General features: G+C 62.4%; 15 protein-coding genes. 13 read left to right on the top strand and 2 right to left on the bottom strand.

The window, feature by feature from the left end:
* Positions 1-194: 194 nt before the first annotated feature.
* The 11 genes from JHD64_RS18750 (at position 195) to JHD64_RS18700 (ending at position 13059) form a co-directional block, all read left to right on the top strand.
* On the top strand, positions 195-1292 hold the full coding sequence (locus JHD64_RS18750; protein WP_199054972.1) for a DegT/DnrJ/EryC1/StrS aminotransferase family protein: 1098 nt from the start codon (positions 195-197) through the stop codon (positions 1290-1292).
* 2 nt (positions 1293-1294) lie between these two features.
* Positions 1295-2590 (top strand): lipopolysaccharide biosynthesis protein, encoded by a 1296-nt coding sequence (locus JHD64_RS18745; protein WP_199054970.1) that lies wholly within the window; start codon positions 1295-1297, stop codon positions 2588-2590.
* Positions 2577-3803 (top strand): DegT/DnrJ/EryC1/StrS family aminotransferase, encoded by a 1227-nt coding sequence (locus JHD64_RS18740; protein WP_199054968.1) that lies wholly within the window; start codon positions 2577-2579, stop codon positions 3801-3803. The genes JHD64_RS18745 and JHD64_RS18740 overlap by 14 nt, the downstream gene beginning before the upstream one ends.
* The gene (locus tag JHD64_RS18735) at positions 3800-4888 is read left to right on the top strand and encodes a glycosyltransferase family 4 protein (RefSeq protein WP_199054966.1); all 1089 of its coding nucleotides are present in this window, start codon (positions 3800-3802) and stop codon (positions 4886-4888) included. The genes JHD64_RS18740 and JHD64_RS18735 overlap by 4 nt, the downstream gene beginning before the upstream one ends.
* Complete coding sequence (locus tag JHD64_RS18730; RefSeq protein ID WP_199054964.1) at positions 4885-5982, top strand: glycosyltransferase family 4 protein; 1098 nt, start codon at positions 4885-4887, stop codon at positions 5980-5982. The genes JHD64_RS18735 and JHD64_RS18730 overlap by 4 nt, the downstream gene beginning before the upstream one ends.
* An 11-nt stretch (positions 5983-5993) precedes the next feature.
* Positions 5994-6686 carry a DUF1345 domain-containing protein gene (locus JHD64_RS18725; protein WP_199054962.1) on the top strand — a complete coding sequence of 231 codons (693 nt, stop codon included), beginning with the start codon at positions 5994-5996 and terminating at the stop codon, positions 6684-6686.
* 33 nt (positions 6687-6719) lie between these two features.
* Positions 6720-7949: a glycosyltransferase family 4 protein gene (locus JHD64_RS18720; protein ID WP_199054960.1), complete on the top strand. Its 1230-nt coding sequence runs from the start codon at positions 6720-6722 to the stop codon at positions 7947-7949.
* Between the two features lie 158 nt (positions 7950-8107).
* Positions 8108-9229, top strand: coding sequence for an acyltransferase (locus tag JHD64_RS18715; protein ID WP_199054959.1), 1122 nt, complete (start codon positions 8108-8110; stop codon positions 9227-9229).
* An 86-nt stretch (positions 9230-9315) separates the two neighbouring features.
* A complete protein-coding gene (locus JHD64_RS18710) occupies positions 9316-10479 on the top strand; it encodes a DegT/DnrJ/EryC1/StrS aminotransferase family protein (protein WP_199054958.1) in 1164 nt (387 codons plus the stop codon).
* Positions 10476-11153, top strand: a complete 678-nt coding sequence (locus JHD64_RS18705; protein WP_304506668.1) for a sugar transferase — start codon at positions 10476-10478, stop codon at positions 11151-11153. The genes JHD64_RS18710 and JHD64_RS18705 overlap by 4 nt, the downstream gene beginning before the upstream one ends.
* Before the next feature lie 22 nt (positions 11154-11175).
* Positions 11176-13059: a nucleoside-diphosphate sugar epimerase/dehydratase gene (locus JHD64_RS18700; protein ID WP_199054957.1), complete on the top strand. Its 1884-nt coding sequence runs from the start codon at positions 11176-11178 to the stop codon at positions 13057-13059.
* Between the two features lie 54 nt (positions 13060-13113).
* On the opposite strand, the gene JHD64_RS18695 is transcribed toward JHD64_RS18700, so the two are convergent.
* Positions 13114-14262 carry a diguanylate cyclase gene (locus JHD64_RS18695; RefSeq protein WP_199054955.1) on the bottom strand — a complete coding sequence of 383 codons (1149 nt, stop codon included), beginning with the start codon at positions 14260-14262 and terminating at the stop codon, positions 13114-13116.
* Between the two features lie 153 nt (positions 14263-14415).
* Between JHD64_RS18695 and JHD64_RS18690 the strand changes: the two genes are divergently transcribed.
* Both JHD64_RS18690 and JHD64_RS18685 read left to right on the top strand, forming a co-directional pair.
* Positions 14416-15327, top strand: coding sequence for a LysR family transcriptional regulator (locus JHD64_RS18690; RefSeq protein ID WP_059285923.1), 912 nt, complete (start codon positions 14416-14418; stop codon positions 15325-15327).
* A 114-nt stretch (positions 15328-15441) separates the two neighbouring features.
* On the top strand, positions 15442-16224 hold the full coding sequence (locus JHD64_RS18685) for a histidine phosphatase family protein (RefSeq protein WP_199054953.1): 783 nt from the start codon (positions 15442-15444) through the stop codon (positions 16222-16224).
* Positions 16225-16335: 111 nt separating this feature from the next.
* Here JHD64_RS18685 and JHD64_RS22065 read toward each other — a convergent pair.
* On the bottom strand, positions 16336-16517 hold a 182-nt coding region (locus tag JHD64_RS22065; protein WP_233170607.1), incomplete at its 5' end, for a hypothetical protein.

Below are 16517 nucleotides of genomic sequence, written 5' to 3'. Positions count from 1 at the left end.
GGCTGGATGTGTGCCTGTGGCGAACGCCTGCCCAATGATATCGGCACCCATGCCTGCCCGGCCTGCGACAGCTTTTACCAGATTGGCGGAAATCACTGCACACCGGCCTGAACCGGACCAGTCTGCACCGCCTGAAACTATCCAATCCCCACGGCTGCCCGCACGGCAGCCCGGCCCCAGCAAGGAATCGAGCCATGAGCATCCAGTTCATCGACCTCAAAGCGCAGTACCAGCATCTGAAAGCCGACATCGACGCCCGCATCCACGCGGTGCTGGATCATGGCCAGTACATCATGGGGCCGGAAGTCAAGGAAGTAGAACAGCAACTGGCCGCCTACACCGGCGTCAAGCACGCCATCGGCGTGTGTGACGGCACCAAGGCGCTGCTGATTGCGCTGATGGCGCTGGGCGTGGGCCGTGGCGACGAAGTCATCACCACCCCGTTTACCTTTATTGCCACCGGCGAAATGATTGCCCTGCTGGGTGCCACCCCGGTATTTGTCGACATCGACCCCGTCAGCTACAACCTGGACCCGGCGCTGCTGGAAGCGGCCATCACCCCGCGTACCAAGGCCATCATGCCGGTCAGCCTGTACGGCCAGTGCGCGGACTTCAGCGCCATCAACGCCATTGCCGAGAAGCACGGCATTGCGGTGATCGAAGACGGCGCACAAAGCTTTGGTGCCAGCCAGCACGGCAAGAAATCCGGCAACCTGTCCACCATCGGCTGCACCAGCTTCTTCCCCAGCAAGCCCCTGGGCTGCTATGGCGACGGCGGTGCCTGCTTTACCAATGACGAGGAACTGGCGAAGAAAATGCGCGAAATCCGCGTGCACGGCCAGGACCGTCGCTACCACCACCCGGTGATTGGCCTGAACGGTCGGCTGGATACCATCCAGGCCGCCGTGCTGCTGGCCAAGCTGCCCAGCTTTGCCGACGAAGTGGCCGCCCGCGAGCGCATTGGTGCCCGCTACAGCGCCCTGCTGCAGGACGTGGCCCGTGTGCCGGTGATAGGCGCGGGCAATACCCATGTTTACGCGCAGTACACCATCGAGGTGGACAATCGCGAAGCCGTGCAAAAAGCCCTGCAAGAGCTGGGCGTACCCACCGCCGTGCATTACCCGATTCCGCTGCACCTGCAACCGGCCTTTGCCCATCTGGGCCAGGGCGAAGGCAGCTTCCCGCTGGCCGAAGCCGCCGGCAAGCGCGTGATGAGCCTGCCGATGCACCCCTTCCTGGATGAAGCCACCCAGGATGCCATCGTCGCTGCGGTGAAAAAGGCACTGGGCTGAGCGTGCTGGCCAAACTCAAGGCCAGGCTGGGGCAGGGCGGTTTTGCCCGCAATGTCGCCACCCTGGCGGGCGGGGCTGCCGTGGCGCAGTTCCTGCCGGTATTGTTCACCCCGCTGCTGACCCGCCTGTACAGCCCGGCAGATTTTGGCGTGCTGACGCAGTTTGTCGCCTGGCTGTCCAACCTGGTGGTGATTGCCACCTGGCGTTACGACATGGCGGTGGTGCTGCCGGAAGAAGAAAGCGATGCCATGCGCCTGATGGTGCTGGCGTTGCTGTTCAACACCCTGCTGCTGGCGGTGCTGAGCATTCCGCTGCTGGCAGCCGGGCCGTGGATTGCCACCCAGTTGCATGCCCCGGCCATGGCACCATGGCTGCCCTTGTTGCCGCTGGGTATCTGGGTGGCGGCCAATAACCAGATCTGGACCAACTGGAACAACCGCCAGCGCCGTTACAGTGCCAATGCGCAGGGCCGCATGGGGCAGTCTGCCGCCATGGTGACGGTGCAACTGGCGGCCGGTTTCGGCAAACTGGGCGCGCTGGGTCTGCTGCTGGCGCAGATCTCTGGCCAGACCGCCTCCTGGCTGTTGCAGGCACGGCAGGACTGGCGCGCACTGCCGCAGTGGTTGCGCACCGCGCGCGCCGGTGGCATGGGCCGCATCCTGCGCCGTTATCGTGAGTTTCCGCTGGTCAACACCCCGCATGCCTTTGTGGTGGCCTTGCAGGATTCCTTGATGGTGCAGCTGCTGGGCATATTGGCCACTGCCGAGCTGATGGGCCATTACGGCCTGGTGGTGCGGGTGCTGAAGCTGCCCGCCGCCTTGCTGGGGCAAGCCGTATCGCAAGTGCTGTACCGCGATCTGGCCGAAGCGCATGCCAAGGGCCATAGCTTGCGTCCGCTGCTGAAAAAGGCGCTGCTGGTGTTGTCGGCACTGGCGATTGTGCCCTTTCTCATCATCATGGCCTGGGGCGGGCCGCTGTTTGCCTTTGCCTTTGGCGAACAATGGCGCGATGCCGGCCAGATTGCCGCCACGCTGACGCCGTCCTTCTTCTGCATGTTCCTGGCTGCGCCTTGCTTCATGGTGCCGATGGTGTTGTCACGCCAGCGCCAGTCGCTGCTGTTTGCCCTGTTAGGCGTGGTGGTGAACCTGGGCTCGCTGGGCGTGGTGTACTGGGCGGGGGAGAATGCCCACCAGGTATTCCGCCTGCTGTCGGTGACGGTTTCCATCTATTACATCATCTACATGGTCTGGGTGTTCCGGCTGTGTCGCCAACTGGAGCAAGACCATGCTCACAGCTAATTCACTGAGCCTGTGCGATTACCTGTCCGCTTTGCCCGGCATGCTGCGAGGCCGCGTATTCCAGCGTGCCGCGCTGCGGCGCGAGCTGGCAGCCTGTTTTGGCGTGGACGAGGCGCGCATCGGTCTGTACGACACCGGCCGTGCCGCGCTGCGCGTACTGTTGCAGCAACACGGAATCGGGGCAGGGGACGAGGTGATTGTCCCGGCCTATACCTGCGTGGTGGTGCCCAACCAGATTCCGGCACTGGGGGCGACGCTGCGTTTTGTCGATGTGTCGGCGCACAGCCTGAATTTCGACTGGGACGTGCTGGCCGCAGCCATCGGTCCGGCCACCCGCGCCGTCATCGTGCCGCACAATTACGGCCTGCCGTGCCGGGTGCCGGATGCACTGCGCGCCGCCCATCCGCAAGTAAAGTTTATCGACGATGCCGCCCACGGCTTTGCCAGCCAGCTGGATGGCCAATGGCTGGGCAGCTATCACGACGGGGCTTTCTTCAGTTTTGAATATTCCAAGAACCTGAGCGGCGGTATTGGCGGGTTGGCTATTTTCCCGCCTGGCATGGCCGCGCCGCAGCAGGATTGGCCGGAGCTGTCATGCACCGATGAGTGGCGCTTGCTGGCCACGCTCAAAGCCCATCTGCTCAGTGCGCGCTGGCCGCTGCTGGGCCGCATCACCATGGCGATTAACCGCCGCGTGGGGCTGATTTACCGCTCGGCCGATGCCGAAGTGAGCCAAGGCATGCCGCATCCGGTACGCGCCATGCCGCTGTTGTCCACCGTGCTGGTGCGCCGCCAATTGGCCCATCTGCCCGCCACGCTGGCGCACAAGCAGGCGCTGGCACAGCGTTACCAACAGGCACTGGCACAACTGCCGTCCCTTACCCAATGGGGAGTGCCTGACGGTGCTGCCTGCCACTGGGTGCGTTACCCGTTTGCGCTTTCCCACCCGGTGGTGGACAAGGCCGCGCTGGCGCGGCGCTTGAGCGAGGCTTGCGGGCTGAATATCGGCGTGTGGTTTGATGATGTGATTCACCCGGCCGGTTCCTTCCGCCACGGCTATGTGGCCGGTAGTGCGCCACAGGGCGAGCGGCTGGCGGCCACGGTGCTGAATCTGCCGATGAATATCGCCGTAGCCGACAACGCCGCGCTGGCGCACAAGCTGGACCGGCTGCTGGCGGCCCTGCGCGCCATCGAGAAAGAAAACATCCAATGAAGCTGTTGTTGATCGGTTCGGCCTCGGTACACACCTGGCGCTATCTGGCCGGTATCGCCCCGCATGTGGAGGAAATCTGGCTGGCCTGCAATGGCGAAGTCCCGGCGGGCAAGCGTCCGGCCAATCTCAAGGGCGAGCTGCGGCTGGACTTCGGCCTGAAAGCGCTGGGCAGCGCCGGCACATTGCGCCGCTGGATTGGCCAGATAAAGCCGGACCTGGTCCATGTGCATCAGGCCAATAGCGTGGCCTGGCATGCACGCCGTGCACTGAGCGGCAGCCGTGTGCCCATGGTGCTGACCGCCTGGGGCTCGGACGTGCTGCTGCTGCCGGACAGCAACCGGCTGATGCGGCAGATGGTAAGCGCCAATCTGCGCGCCGCGTCGGCCATTACTTCGGATTCCTTGTACATGGCGGCGAAAATCCGCCAGCTGGCGGGCGAAGACTGCCGGATCGACGTGTTGAATTTCGGCATGGACGCGCTACCGGCGCAGCCCGATATCGCCGCCAAAGCCAACAAGGTGCTGTCCTGCCGTCTGCACAAACCGCTGTACCGCATTGACGCCATCCTGCACGCCTGGCAGCAGGTGGAGGCCAGTGGCCATTACCCGGACTGGAGCCTCACCGTGGCCGCCAGCGGCGAGTCCACCGATAGTCTGAAAGCCCTTGCTGCCAGCCTGCAGCTGCAAAGGGTGGAATTCACCGGTTTTGTTTCGTCCGCAGTATTGGCTGGCCTGTATCAGGAATCGCGCCTGTTTGTCAGCGTGCCGCGTTCGGATGCCACCAGCATCAGCCTGCTGGAAGCCATGGGCCATGGTTGCCTGCCGGTATTGTCCAATCTGCCGGCCAATGGCGAATGGGTGATCGACGGCCTGAATGGCCTGATTGCCGAAGACATTGCCAGGCTGAGCGACAGCCTGCTGGCCGGCATGGACTGGGCGGCGGACAATGCCCGCCTGCAACAAGCGGTGCAGCTCAACCGCCAGTTGGTGGCGCAAAAGGCCCTGCACCACAGCAATATGCAACACTTTGCCGATCTCTATGCCAGCCTGTTGTCCGGCCCGGCACACAAGGATTCTGCCGTATGAAAGTAGCCCATCTCACTTCTGCCCATCCCCGTCACGACATCCGCATTTTCGTCAAGGAATGCGCCACGCTGGCTGCTGCCGGTCACGAGGTGAGCCTGATCGTGGCCGATGGCCTGGGCGAGGAAATCAACAAGGGTGTGCGCTTTCACGATGTCGGCCCCAAAACCGGCGGCCGCTTTGCCCGCATGACCGGCACCACCAGCCGGGTGTATCAGGCGGCATTGGCCTTGCGCCCGGACATCGTGCATTTTCACGACCCGGAGCTGATTCCCGCCGCACTGCGGCTGAAGCAGGCCGGCATCAAGGTGATTTACGACGTACACGAAGACATGCCGCGGCAGATTCTGGCCAAGCACTGGATTCCCGGTGCCATCCGTCCCCTGGTGTCCGGCAGCTTTGAAACAGTGGAAGACTGGGCAGCCAAACGTTTTGACGCGGTAGTGACGTCCACGCCGCACATCCGCAAGCGTTTTGCCAAACTGGGCGGGCGGGTGCTGGATGTGTGCAACTTCCCCATCCTGGAAGAGCTGGTGCGCGATACGCCGTGGGACAGCCGCAAGAACGAGGTGTGCTATATCGGCGGCATCAGCCGCATTCGCGGTATCGAGCCCATCGTGGCTGCGCTGCCGGATACCGCCACCCGCTTGAATCTGTGTGGTATCTGGAGTGAGAACGATCTGCGCGCCGAGCTGGAAGCACAAGCCGGCTGGACGCGGGTGAATGACCTGGGCGTGCTGGACCGCAAGGGCGTGGTCCAGGTGCTGACGCAAAGCAAGATCGGTCTGGTGACGCTGTTCCCCACCCCCAATTATGTGGATGCGCTGCCGATCAAGCTGTTCGAATACATGGCGGCCGGCATGCCGGTAATCGCCAGTGACTTCCCGGTATGGCGCGAAATCGTCGACGACGCTGGCTGCGGTGTGCTGGTGGACCCGCAAGACCCGCAGGCCATAGCCGCCGCCATCAACAGCCTGATGGCGGATGAGGACCGCATGCGCCAGCTGGGCGAGGCGGGCAAGCAAGCGGTGCTGCAAAAGTACAGCTGGGCGGCAGAAGGCCGCAAGCTGGTGGACCTGTACGCGCAACTTTCCTGAGGACCGCAAGCATGGACAAAGTACAACGCCACCACCACGGCCCGCTGGCCCGCTTGAGCCACATCATCCGTACCCGGCCACGGCTGTTTTTTGCCATCCTGTTTGGCTTGTGCATGGCGCAGGCGCTGATCATGCTCACGCCCATGCGCACACTCACCGCCTATGTGATCGGCTGGAATGCCGGGGCCGGGCTCTATCTGTTGCTGGCCCTGCTGATGATGCATGGCGCTGATGCCGAACAGATCCGCCACCGGGCCGCACGGCAGGACGAGGGCGAACTGGCCATCCTGATGCTGGTGGTACTAGCGGCCATTGTCTGCCTGCTGTCCATCGTGGCCGAGCTGTCGGTGGCGAAAGACCTGCACGGCGGCAGCCGCGGCCTGCATATCGGCCTGTCGGTGCTCACCATCTTCACCAGCTGGCTGTTTACCCAAACCATGTTCGCCCTGCATTACGCCCACCAGTACTATGTGGCTCTGTTTCGCAGCGGCAAGCCGGGGCTGGAATTCCCGGGGGATGAAGAACCCAATTACAGCGATTTCTTTTACTTTGCCGCCGTCATCGGTACTTCGGGCCAGACGGCCGACGTCAGTTTCAGCTCACGGGCCATGCGTCGCATCGGCTCCGTGCATTGCATCCTGTCCTTCCTGTTCAATACCACCGTGCTGGCGATGATGATCAATATCGCGGCCGGGCTGTTCTGAACCGTGGACACTTAAATCCGGAAAAGCAGCAGCGTGCGCATTCTCTATATCAATCACTATGCCGGCAGCCCGCGCCACGGCATGGAATTCCGCCCCTATTACCTGGCGCGTGAATGGGTCAAGGCCGGTCATGAAGTCAATATGCTGGCGGCAGATACCTCGCATCTGCGCCAGACCAATCCGCAGCTGACCGCCAAATACCAGGACGAAGACATCGACGGCATCCGCTACACCTGGTGCAAGACCCCGGCCTATCCGGGCAATGGCCTGAAGCGGGTGATCAATATCTTCAGCTTTCTGGGCAAGGTCATGGGCCTGTCCGGCCGTTATCTGAAGGAATGGAAGCCGGACGTGGTGATTGCCTCCTCCACCTATCCGCTGGACACCATTCCCGCCGCCTTTATCGCCGGCAAAACCGGGGCGCGGCTGGTGTACGAGGTGCACGACCTGTGGCCGCTGACACCGGTGGAAGTGGGCGGCATGTCGCGCTCCCACCCCTTTATCCGCCTGATGCAGTGGGCTGAGGACTTTGGCTACCGCAAGGCGGACACCGTCATTTCCATGCTGCCCTGTGCCCGTGACTACATGATGCAGCACGGCATGGCGGCGGAAAAATACCATGTTGTTCCTAATGGCGTGGACGTAGCCGAGTGGCAGGGCGCGGATACACCGCTGCCGGCCGAGCATCTGGCCGCACTGGCCAGACTCAAGGCGTACAAGCGCTTTCTGATTGGCTATGCCGGTGGCCATGGTCTGGCCAATGCACTGGACTTCCTGCTGGAAGCCGCTGCGCAATTGCAAGACACGCCAGTCAGCTTTGTGCTGGTGGGCGATGGCCCGGACAAGGCGGCACTGGTGGAGAAAGCTGCCGCAATGGGCCTGTCCAATGTACAGTTTTTGCCCAGCATTCCCAAACGCGCCGTCCCGGCCTTCCTGGCGCAGATGGACAGCCTGTTCATCGGCTGGCGCAAGCTGCCCATCTACCGTTTCGGCATCAATCCCAACAAGCTGTTCGACTACCTGATGGCGGGCAAGCCGGTGATCCACTCGGTGGACGCGGGCAACGATATGGTCAAGGATGCCGGCGCCGGTTTCAGCGTGGGGGCGGAAGACCCGGCCGCCATTGCCGATGCCGTGCGTCGCATGCTGGCCACCACCCCCAACGAGCGTGGCCGCATGGGCGCCGCCGGGCGGCAATATGTGCTGGCGCATCACGACTATCGCGTGCTGGCGCAGCGTTTCATGCAGGCGGTGCTGCGCTAGGCCAGGCTAAGGGCACTGGCGCAGTCACTGCCGCAGGCGGTGGATGTCGCAGGATAAACAGAAAAAACCGTGCAAACCTGTACTAACGGCGAGGATAATAGTGGTTTTATCCTTTATGGCCCGCGTATTGCTAGCGCAGGCAACAGGTGATGAGCGTAATGAGTAGCAGCAAGCAGCACGTGCGTTTTGATTTTGCCGATGGCCTGCGTGGCGTGGCCATCCTGTGTGTGATTTTCTTTCATTTCACCCAGACTTTCTGGCAGCACCGTGAGCGTATCAGCGACATCCTGAATATGGACCCGCTGGAAGGCTATGCCGGCGCCTCATTTGTGCTGCCCTTCAATCTGGGCGCGGTTGGCGTGGGCTTGTTCCTGCTGATTTCCGGCTTGCTGATTCCGCTGTCGCTCACCCGCATGGGGGTGTTGCGCTTTGCCGTGTCGCGGGTATTCCGCATTTACCCCACTTACTGGGCCGGGCTGGCGGTGACACTGCTTGCCTTGTGGCTGGCCGCCTGGCTGGCGGATAACGACTTCGACATCACCCGGCGCGATGTCATCGGCCATGTCAGCATTGCCTTTCAGGACATGCTGGGCGGCCGCAATATCGACCCGGTGATGTGGACGCTGAAAGTGGAGCTGTGGTTCTACGCCTTGCTGGGCACGGCGTTTGCGCTGACCGGCAAGCGTATCAAATGGGCCATCTGGCTGCTGCTGCCCTTGGTGGCCATGCTGTGCCGTGGCCCGGATGCGCAGGGCCTGCATGGCCAGCTGGCGCATTTCTGGGCTTACGACCAGTATTTTCTGGCCTCGGTGGTGTGTTATTTCCCGCTGATGTTTGCCGGTTGCTGGTGTTATTTCTATCTCACCGGCCAGGCCGGGGCCGTGGAAACCGTGCTGCATTTTGTCGGCCTGCTGGCCCTGTTTGTGTGGGTGACCAACTGGCCTTCGCTGGAGCTGTACGGCAGCTACGCCATCGGCATCAGCCTGTTTGTGCTGGGGGTGCTGCGTCCGGCAGTGTGGAGCAGCCGGTGGCTGGCACGGGTGGCGGCGGTCAGCTATGCCTGGTATGTCTGTCATTCCAATGCCGGCTATGTGTTGATGGAAGTGCTGGCTAGTTACAATCTGCCGTGGTGGCTGCTGGTGGCCGCCGCCACCGGCATGACCTGGCTGCTGGCGCTGGCCATCAACCGCTGGGTGGAACTGCCCACGCAGAAGCTGGGCAAACGTGCGGCCGATGCGCTGAAAGAGAAACCGGCGACGGACAATCTGGCGCGCCAGTAAGCGATGCTGACAACACCGAATACGCGACTGGCAACCATGCGTCGGCTGCCAGCCATGAACAACGACGCCTATTGAAGATGACGAAAATGAGCGAACAGAAATTCCTGCCCTTTGCCCTGCCGGATATCGGCGAAGAAGAAATCAATGAAGTAGTGGACGCCCTGCGTTCCGGCTGGGTAACCACCGGCCCCAAGACCAAGCAGTTCGAAGCCGACTTTGCTGCCTTCATCGGCGAGGGTGTGGAAGCGATTGCCGTCAACTCGGCCACCGCCGGCCTGCACCTGGCGCTGGAAGCCATCGGCATCCAGCCGGGTGACGAAGTGATTGTCCCCAGCTACACCTTTACCGCCACGGCCGAAGTGGTGCGCTATCTGGGGGCCGACCCGGTGGTGGTGGATGTGGACCCGGCCACCTTCAATATCAGCCCGGCTGCCATCCGTGCTGCCATCACCCCGAAAACCCGTGCCATCATGCCGGTGCACTTTGCCGGTCTGGCGTGCGAGATGGACGAAATCATCGCCATCGCCCGCGAACACGGCCTGAAAGTGGTGGAAGACGCGGCCCATGCCCTGCCCACGACCTATAAGGGCAAGCTGATCGGCACGCTGGATTCGGATATCACCGTGTTCAGCTTCTACGCCAACAAAACCATGACTACCGGCGAAGGCGGGATGGTGGTATCGAAGAACAAGGACATCATTGCCCGCTGCAAGATCATGCGCCTGCACGGCATCAGCCGTGATGCCTTCGACCGCTATGTGTCCAAGACCCCGGCCTGGTATTACGAAGTGATCGCCCCCGGCTTCAAATACAATATGCCGGACACCGCCGCTGCCATGGGCATCCACCAGTTGAAGAAGATTGTCGGTTTCCGCGAAAAGCGCGAAGCCATGGCGCAGCGTTTCGACCGCGAACTGGCCGACCTGCCGCTGATTTTGCCAGCCCGTCCGGCCGATGTTGGTGGTCAGCATGCCTGGCATCTCTACCCGGTGCGCATCAAGCCGGAAGCCGGCATCAGCCGTGATGACTTTATCGTCCGCATGGCGGAAAAGGGCATTGGCTGCTCGGTGCACTTCATTCCGCTGCATCGCCAGCCGGTATGGCGCGATGGCTACCAGCTGGAGCGTGCCGCCTTCCCGGTGGCCGATGCGGCTTTTGAAGGCGAAGTCACCCTGCCGCTGTACACCCGCATGACCGAGGCCGACCAGACCCGCGTGATTGCCGCCGTGCGTGAGATTCTGGGCGCATGAGTCAGCACCAGCCTTTGCCGCCGGGTGAAAGCCCGGCCTTGTTACCGCCATGCTGTCGCCCGCCGGGTGCAGGGTCGGCACTGCTCAAGCGCCTGTTCGACCTGATTGCCTCCGGCATCGGCTTGCTGCTGCTGGCCGGGCCGCTGCTGCTGGTGGCCTTGTGGATCAAGCTGGATTCCCCCGGCCCGGTGTTTTTCCGCCAGGTACGGGTAGGGCGGGGTGGCATGCTGTTTCGCATCCACAAATTCCGCACCATGCAGGTGAATACCGAGGCACAGGGCCAGTTGACCGTGGGCGCGGACAGCCGCGTCACCGGTGCCGGGCGTTTTTTGCGCAAGAGCAAGCTGGATGAGCTGCCGCAATTGCTGGACGTGCTGTTCGGCGACATGAGCCTGGTGGGGCCACGCCCGGAAGTGCCCAAATATGTGGCGCACTACCCGGAAGAAGTGAAAGACATCGTGCTGTCGGTGCGCCCCGGCATCACCGACTGGGCCTCCATCCGCATGATCGACGAAAACGAGATACTGGGCCGTGCCGCTGACCCGGAACGCGCTTATATCGAACAGATCCTGCCGGAGAAACTGGGCTATTACCTGCGTTATGCGCAAACCCACAGCCTGCTGGAAGATATCCGCATCATCTTCGCCACCTTGCTGAAAATCGTGCTGCGCTGATGGCCGTGAAAGTCGATTCGACATGCTAGACAAACTGCTGACCTTCTCCCGACACAACAAGATGGCGCTGCTGGCGCTGATGGATGCGCTGCTGCTGCCGCTGGCCCTGTGGAGCGCCGTGGTGCTGCGCCTGGGCGGCTACTGGGACCCGAAGCTGGACCCGTATCTGTGGATATTTGTGGTGCCGCCGCTGTGGGTGATTCCCATCTTCGTCAAATTGGGTTTGTATCGCGCGGTGCTGAAGTATCTGGACGACAAGATCGTCTACACCGTGTTTACCGGGGTCAGCCTGGCGGTGCTGGTGCTGACCGCGGTCATCGTCATGGCGCGCATTGCGCCGTTCCCGCGTTCGTCCATCATCATCTTCTGGATGTTTGCCATGGCCTATATCGGCGGCAGCCGCTTTGTGCTGCGCGGCCTGGTGCGCCGGCTGGACGCAGTGGATGCCCCGCGGGAACACGTCATCATCTATGGTGCCGGCCAGGCCGGGGTGCAGCTGATGCTGGCCTTGCAGGCGGGCAAGGAATACCGGCCGATGGCCTTTGTCGATGACAATCCGGACTGCTGGAAGCGTACCTATCGCGGCCTCAGCGTGCATGCGCCGGAAGATTTGCCGCTGCTGATCGAGGACACTGCCGCCAGCTGCATCCTGCTGGCCATGCCCTCGGTCAGCCGTGGCCGGCAGCGTGAAATCCTGGAATCACTGGAGCATCTGCGCATTCCCATCAAGCGCCTGCCCGGCATGGCCGATCTGGTGTCGGGTGAAGCGCGGGTGGAAGAGCTGAAAGAAGTGGAAATCGAGGACCTGCTGGGGCGCGACCCGGTACCGCCCAGCCCCGAGCTGCTGGCGCGCAATATCCAGGGCCGGGTGGTGATGGTGACCGGGGCGGGTGGCTCCATCGGCTCCGAGCTGGTGCGGCAGATTGCCCGCAACAATCCGGCGCGCATCGTGCTGTTCGAGCTGACCGAGTTTGCGCTTTATGCCATCGATCAGGAGCTGTCGCAGCTGGCCGCGGACATTCCGCGCACACCGGTGCTGGGCTCGGTGACCGACCATGCCCGGCTATGCCAGATCATGCGCACCTTCAAGGTGGAAACGGTGTATCACGCCGCTGCCTACAAACATGTGCCGATGGTGGAGCACAATCCGGTGGCCGGCATCGTCAACAATGCCTTCGGCACCGATACCACGGCGCAGGCGGCGGAAGACTGCGGCGTGGATACCTTTGTGCTGATTTCCACCGACAAGGCAGTGCGCCCCACCAATGTGATGGGTGCCACCAAGCGCCTGGCCGAGCTGACCTTGCAAGGCCGTCACGCCCGTGGCAGCAACACCCGCTTTGTCATGGTGCGTTTTGGCAATGTGCTGGGCAGTTCCGGTTCGGTGGTGCCCTTGTTCAAGAAGCAGATCAAGGCCGGCGGGCCGGTCACCGTCACCCATCCGGACATCACCCGTTACTTCATGACCATTCCGGAAGCGGCCCAGCTGGTGATCCAGGCCGGGGCCATGGGCGAGGGCGGTGATGTATTCGTGCTGGACATGGGCGAGCCGGTGAAGATTGCCGATCTGGCACGGCGCATGGTGCATCTGTCCGGGCTGGAAGTGCGCGATGACAAGCACCCGAACGGCGATATCGAAATCCGCTTCTCCGGGCTGCGGCCAGGCGAAAAACTGTACGAAGAACTGCTGATCGGCGACAACGTGCTGCCCACCGATCATCCGCGTATTTTGCGCGCGCAGGAATACCATCTGTCGGCGCCGGAACTGGAGCAATTCATGCAGCAACTGGCTGAGGCCTGCCAGCAACTGGATGCGGCCAGCGCCTTTGCCCTGATGCAGCAGGTGGTGCATGAGTTTCGTGCCAGCCCGGCCACCCAAGACTGGGTGGTGCTGCAGCAGGGCTGAGCCGCGGCGCCCACCCTGGCACCCGGATGGCAGCGCCTTGGCGCTGGTCAGCCCTCAGTCGCTGACCACCCGGTCGCGCCCCTGCTGCTTGGCCTGGTACATGCGGGCATCGGCTATTTCCACCAGCTGGCGGCGGTGATTGCATTTGTCCGCCAGCCGTTCGGCCAGACCGATGCTGGCGGTCAGCGGCGTGCCGTCGGGCCGCAGGCCCAGTCCCTGCTGGCGCAGCCGGTCCAGCGCCAGCCTGGCCTGGATCATGTCGGTATTGGGCATCAGCAGCAGAAACTCCTCCCCGCCCCAGCGCACCAGCACGTCGCCACGCCGCATACAGGCCAGCGTCTTTTGCACCAGCTGTTTCAATGTCTTGTCGCCAGCGGCATGGCCAAATGCATCGTTGATGCTCTTGAAGTGGTCCAGGTCGATAAAGGCGATGGCCAGCGGCATCTGGTTGCGTTCGGCATTGACCAGCTGCAGTTCCAGCATTTCAATACCGCTGCGGCGCGAGAAGGCCGTGGTCAGCGGATCACGTATGGTCTGGCCCACCAGCGCGATGATGAAGGCCAGCTGGCTGATGCTGGCCAATGAAGAAACACTGGCCAGCAGCGACAGCAACCAGAACTCCCCGCCAAAGGAAGGCCAGCTGGCCACCGACCAGTCCAGCGACCAGGCGATGGCATAAGCCAGCAGCACCGGCGTGGCAAAGGCCAGGTTTTCGATCAGGGTGAGTGGAAAGATGGAAAAGGCCGCCAGCAGCACAAAGGGCAGAAAGGCATAACCGGTGCCGATGGCGGCGGATACCCCCTCCAGGTGGTACTGCGTCATCAACAGGTGCGAGCCGATATAAAACAGCGTGGGGATGGCAAACAGTAGCGTCATGCCGCGGTAGGCACCCGATAGCTGGCCATCCTGCGGGCACCACAAGACCAGGCCGACAAAGGCGATGGTAGCCAGCACGCGCATGGTGGCCAGCATCTGCCACAGCCCGGATGGCAGGGTCATGACATCCACCACGATCCACAGCGGGGTGAGCAGGGCAAACAGCAGGGAGAACAGACGCACGCGATTGACCAGCATCAGCGCGCGGCGCTGCTGCAACAAGGGCATGTGCTGGTGCGGGCTTAGCAACCAGCCGGTTTCATTGCTGGCGATCTCGCCGGGCAGCAGGCCCAGAATCCTCCGCCAGATGGTGTGTGTGATTCTCATTGTCTGACAAGTTTTAGTTTGCTGCATTGTAGGGGCAATGTGCTCTCCCACCTTGTAAAATATCAAATGATGCGGAAATTAGTCGCGAACATTCCGAATAGCTGGCTGATTTTTAATAATATTTAGCGCCATCAGGCGAAGGAGGACTGCCATTTGGAAACCCGCTGGCTGGAAGATTTTCTGGTACTGGCCGATACCGGCAGTTTCACCCGCTCGGCCGAGATTCGCCACCTTACCCAACCGGCATTCTCCCGCCGCATCAAGTCGCTGGAAAGCTGGTTTGGTGCCGATCTGATCGACCGCACCACCTATCCCACCCGGCTTACCGCCGCCGGCGAACTGCTGCGCGAACAGGCGGTGCTGATGCTGGGGCAGATCAACAGCACCCGTGCCCAGCTGCGTGGCCTGCAGCCGCTGCCAGCCGGCACCCTCAGCCTGGCGGTGCCGCACACCTTGTCCTTCTCGTTTTTTCCCAAGTGGCTCAGCAGCGTGGAACAAGGCTTTGGTCCGCTGTCCTGCCGCCTGCAAGCCAGCAATGTGCATGATGCCCTGTTGGCCTTTGTCGAGGGCGGCTGCGATCTGCTGATGTGCTATCACCATCCGAAACAGCCGGTAGACCTGGCCGATCCGCGCTATAGCGGCTTGCGGCTGGGGGTGGAGTCGCTGCGGCCCTATGTGCGCAGCAATCCGGATCGCAGCCCGCGCCACGCCCTGCCCGGCAGCGCCGCACAGCCGCTGCCCTTTCTGGGCTATGCCAGCAATGCCTATTTCCGCCTGATGACCGACCTGATTCTGGAAGCGGCCCCAGAACCGCCTTTTCTGTCGCTGCGCTATGAAACCGATATGGCCGAGGGCCTGAAAAACATGGTGCTGGAAGGCCATGGCGTGGCATTTTTGCCCACCAGCTCGGTCCGGCGCGAATTACGCTCACGCCAGCTGGTCCTGGCGGCCGAGCAGGGCTGGAGCGTGGATATGGAAGTCAGGCTCTACCGCGACAAAAAGCGCAGCCGGCCCGAGCTGGATGCCTTCTGGGATTATCTGGCGGCCAGTGCCGACCCGGTATGAGCCGCCCCGGCAATCGGGACAAAACCCGCGTGGTTTTAGGCGTCTGCCTGCTGCTGCCGGCTGAATATTTTCCTAGCATGGCCAATCCTGATGTCGCCCAGCACTGGAGAGACCATGATGAAATGCCGGAAAGCTTTGCAATGGATATTGTGCTGCCTGGCCGTCCTGACGGGTTCGGCCACGCTGGCCGCCAGCCGTGATGCCAGCGGACCGGTGGTGGACATCTATCTGTTGCGCCATGGCAAGACGCTGTTCAATACCACCAGCCAGGTGCAGGGCTGGTCGGATACCCCGCTGACCGCGGCAGGGATCAAAGGGGCCGAGGCCGCGGCCAGGGGCCTGGCCAGCACGCCGTTCATCGCCGCCTACAGCAGTGATCTGGGACGGGCGCGTGCCACGGCCAGAATCGTGCTGGCACAAGGCCAGCGCGCCGGGCTGGTGCTGCAGGAAGACGAGCGCTTCCGCGAATGGAACTACGGCAGTTTTGAAGGCCGGCCTGATGCCGAGATGTGGGCGCCGCTGTTCCGCCAGCAGGGCATGGTATTCGATCCCGGCTGGAGCAACTGGACTGCCTTTACCCACAAGATGGATGACCGGGCCATTGCACAAGCCATTCATGACAACGACCCGCGCGGCTGGGCTGAAACCTATCCGCAGATCGAGGCCCGCTTGCGTGCCGGCATGCAGGATGTGGTGAACAAGGCGCAGGCCGCGGGCGGCGGCAATGTACTGCTGGTCAGCCATGGTGGTGCCATTCTCAGCATTCTCGCGCTCTTGGTCCCGGGTCAGGCCACCAACACCGATATTCCCAATAGCAGCATCACCCTGCTGCGCTATCAGGATGGCCAGTACCAGCTGCTCAAGGCTGGCGATGTCAGCTATCAGCAGCCGCGCTGAAGCTTCTGCCATCTTCCTGGCCAATCCAGGCTGCCATGGCAGGCCCTGTCTGGGCCCCGTGCCCGTCAGCGGCGTGGCGGAAACCGTCTCCAGATCCGGCATTTTCCATGGTTATGCAAAATTTGCATGGGCTGATTGCGAATCGGAATTGGCCAAGCAGCTTGCCGGCAGCCTACAGTCTGCCCCCATCACTCCGCGCTGGCGGAGACCATCGACAAAGGCTTTTGCATGTCCACACGTATCGAACACGACCTGCTTGGCGATCGCGCCGTCCCGGCTGATGCCTACTGGGG

It is taken from the genome of Aquitalea sp. ASV15 (assembly GCF_016429115.1).
Taxonomy (GTDB): domain Bacteria; phylum Pseudomonadota; class Gammaproteobacteria; order Burkholderiales; family Chromobacteriaceae; genus Aquitalea; species Aquitalea magnusonii.
This window is presented reverse-complemented; position numbering and strand designations above follow the sequence as displayed.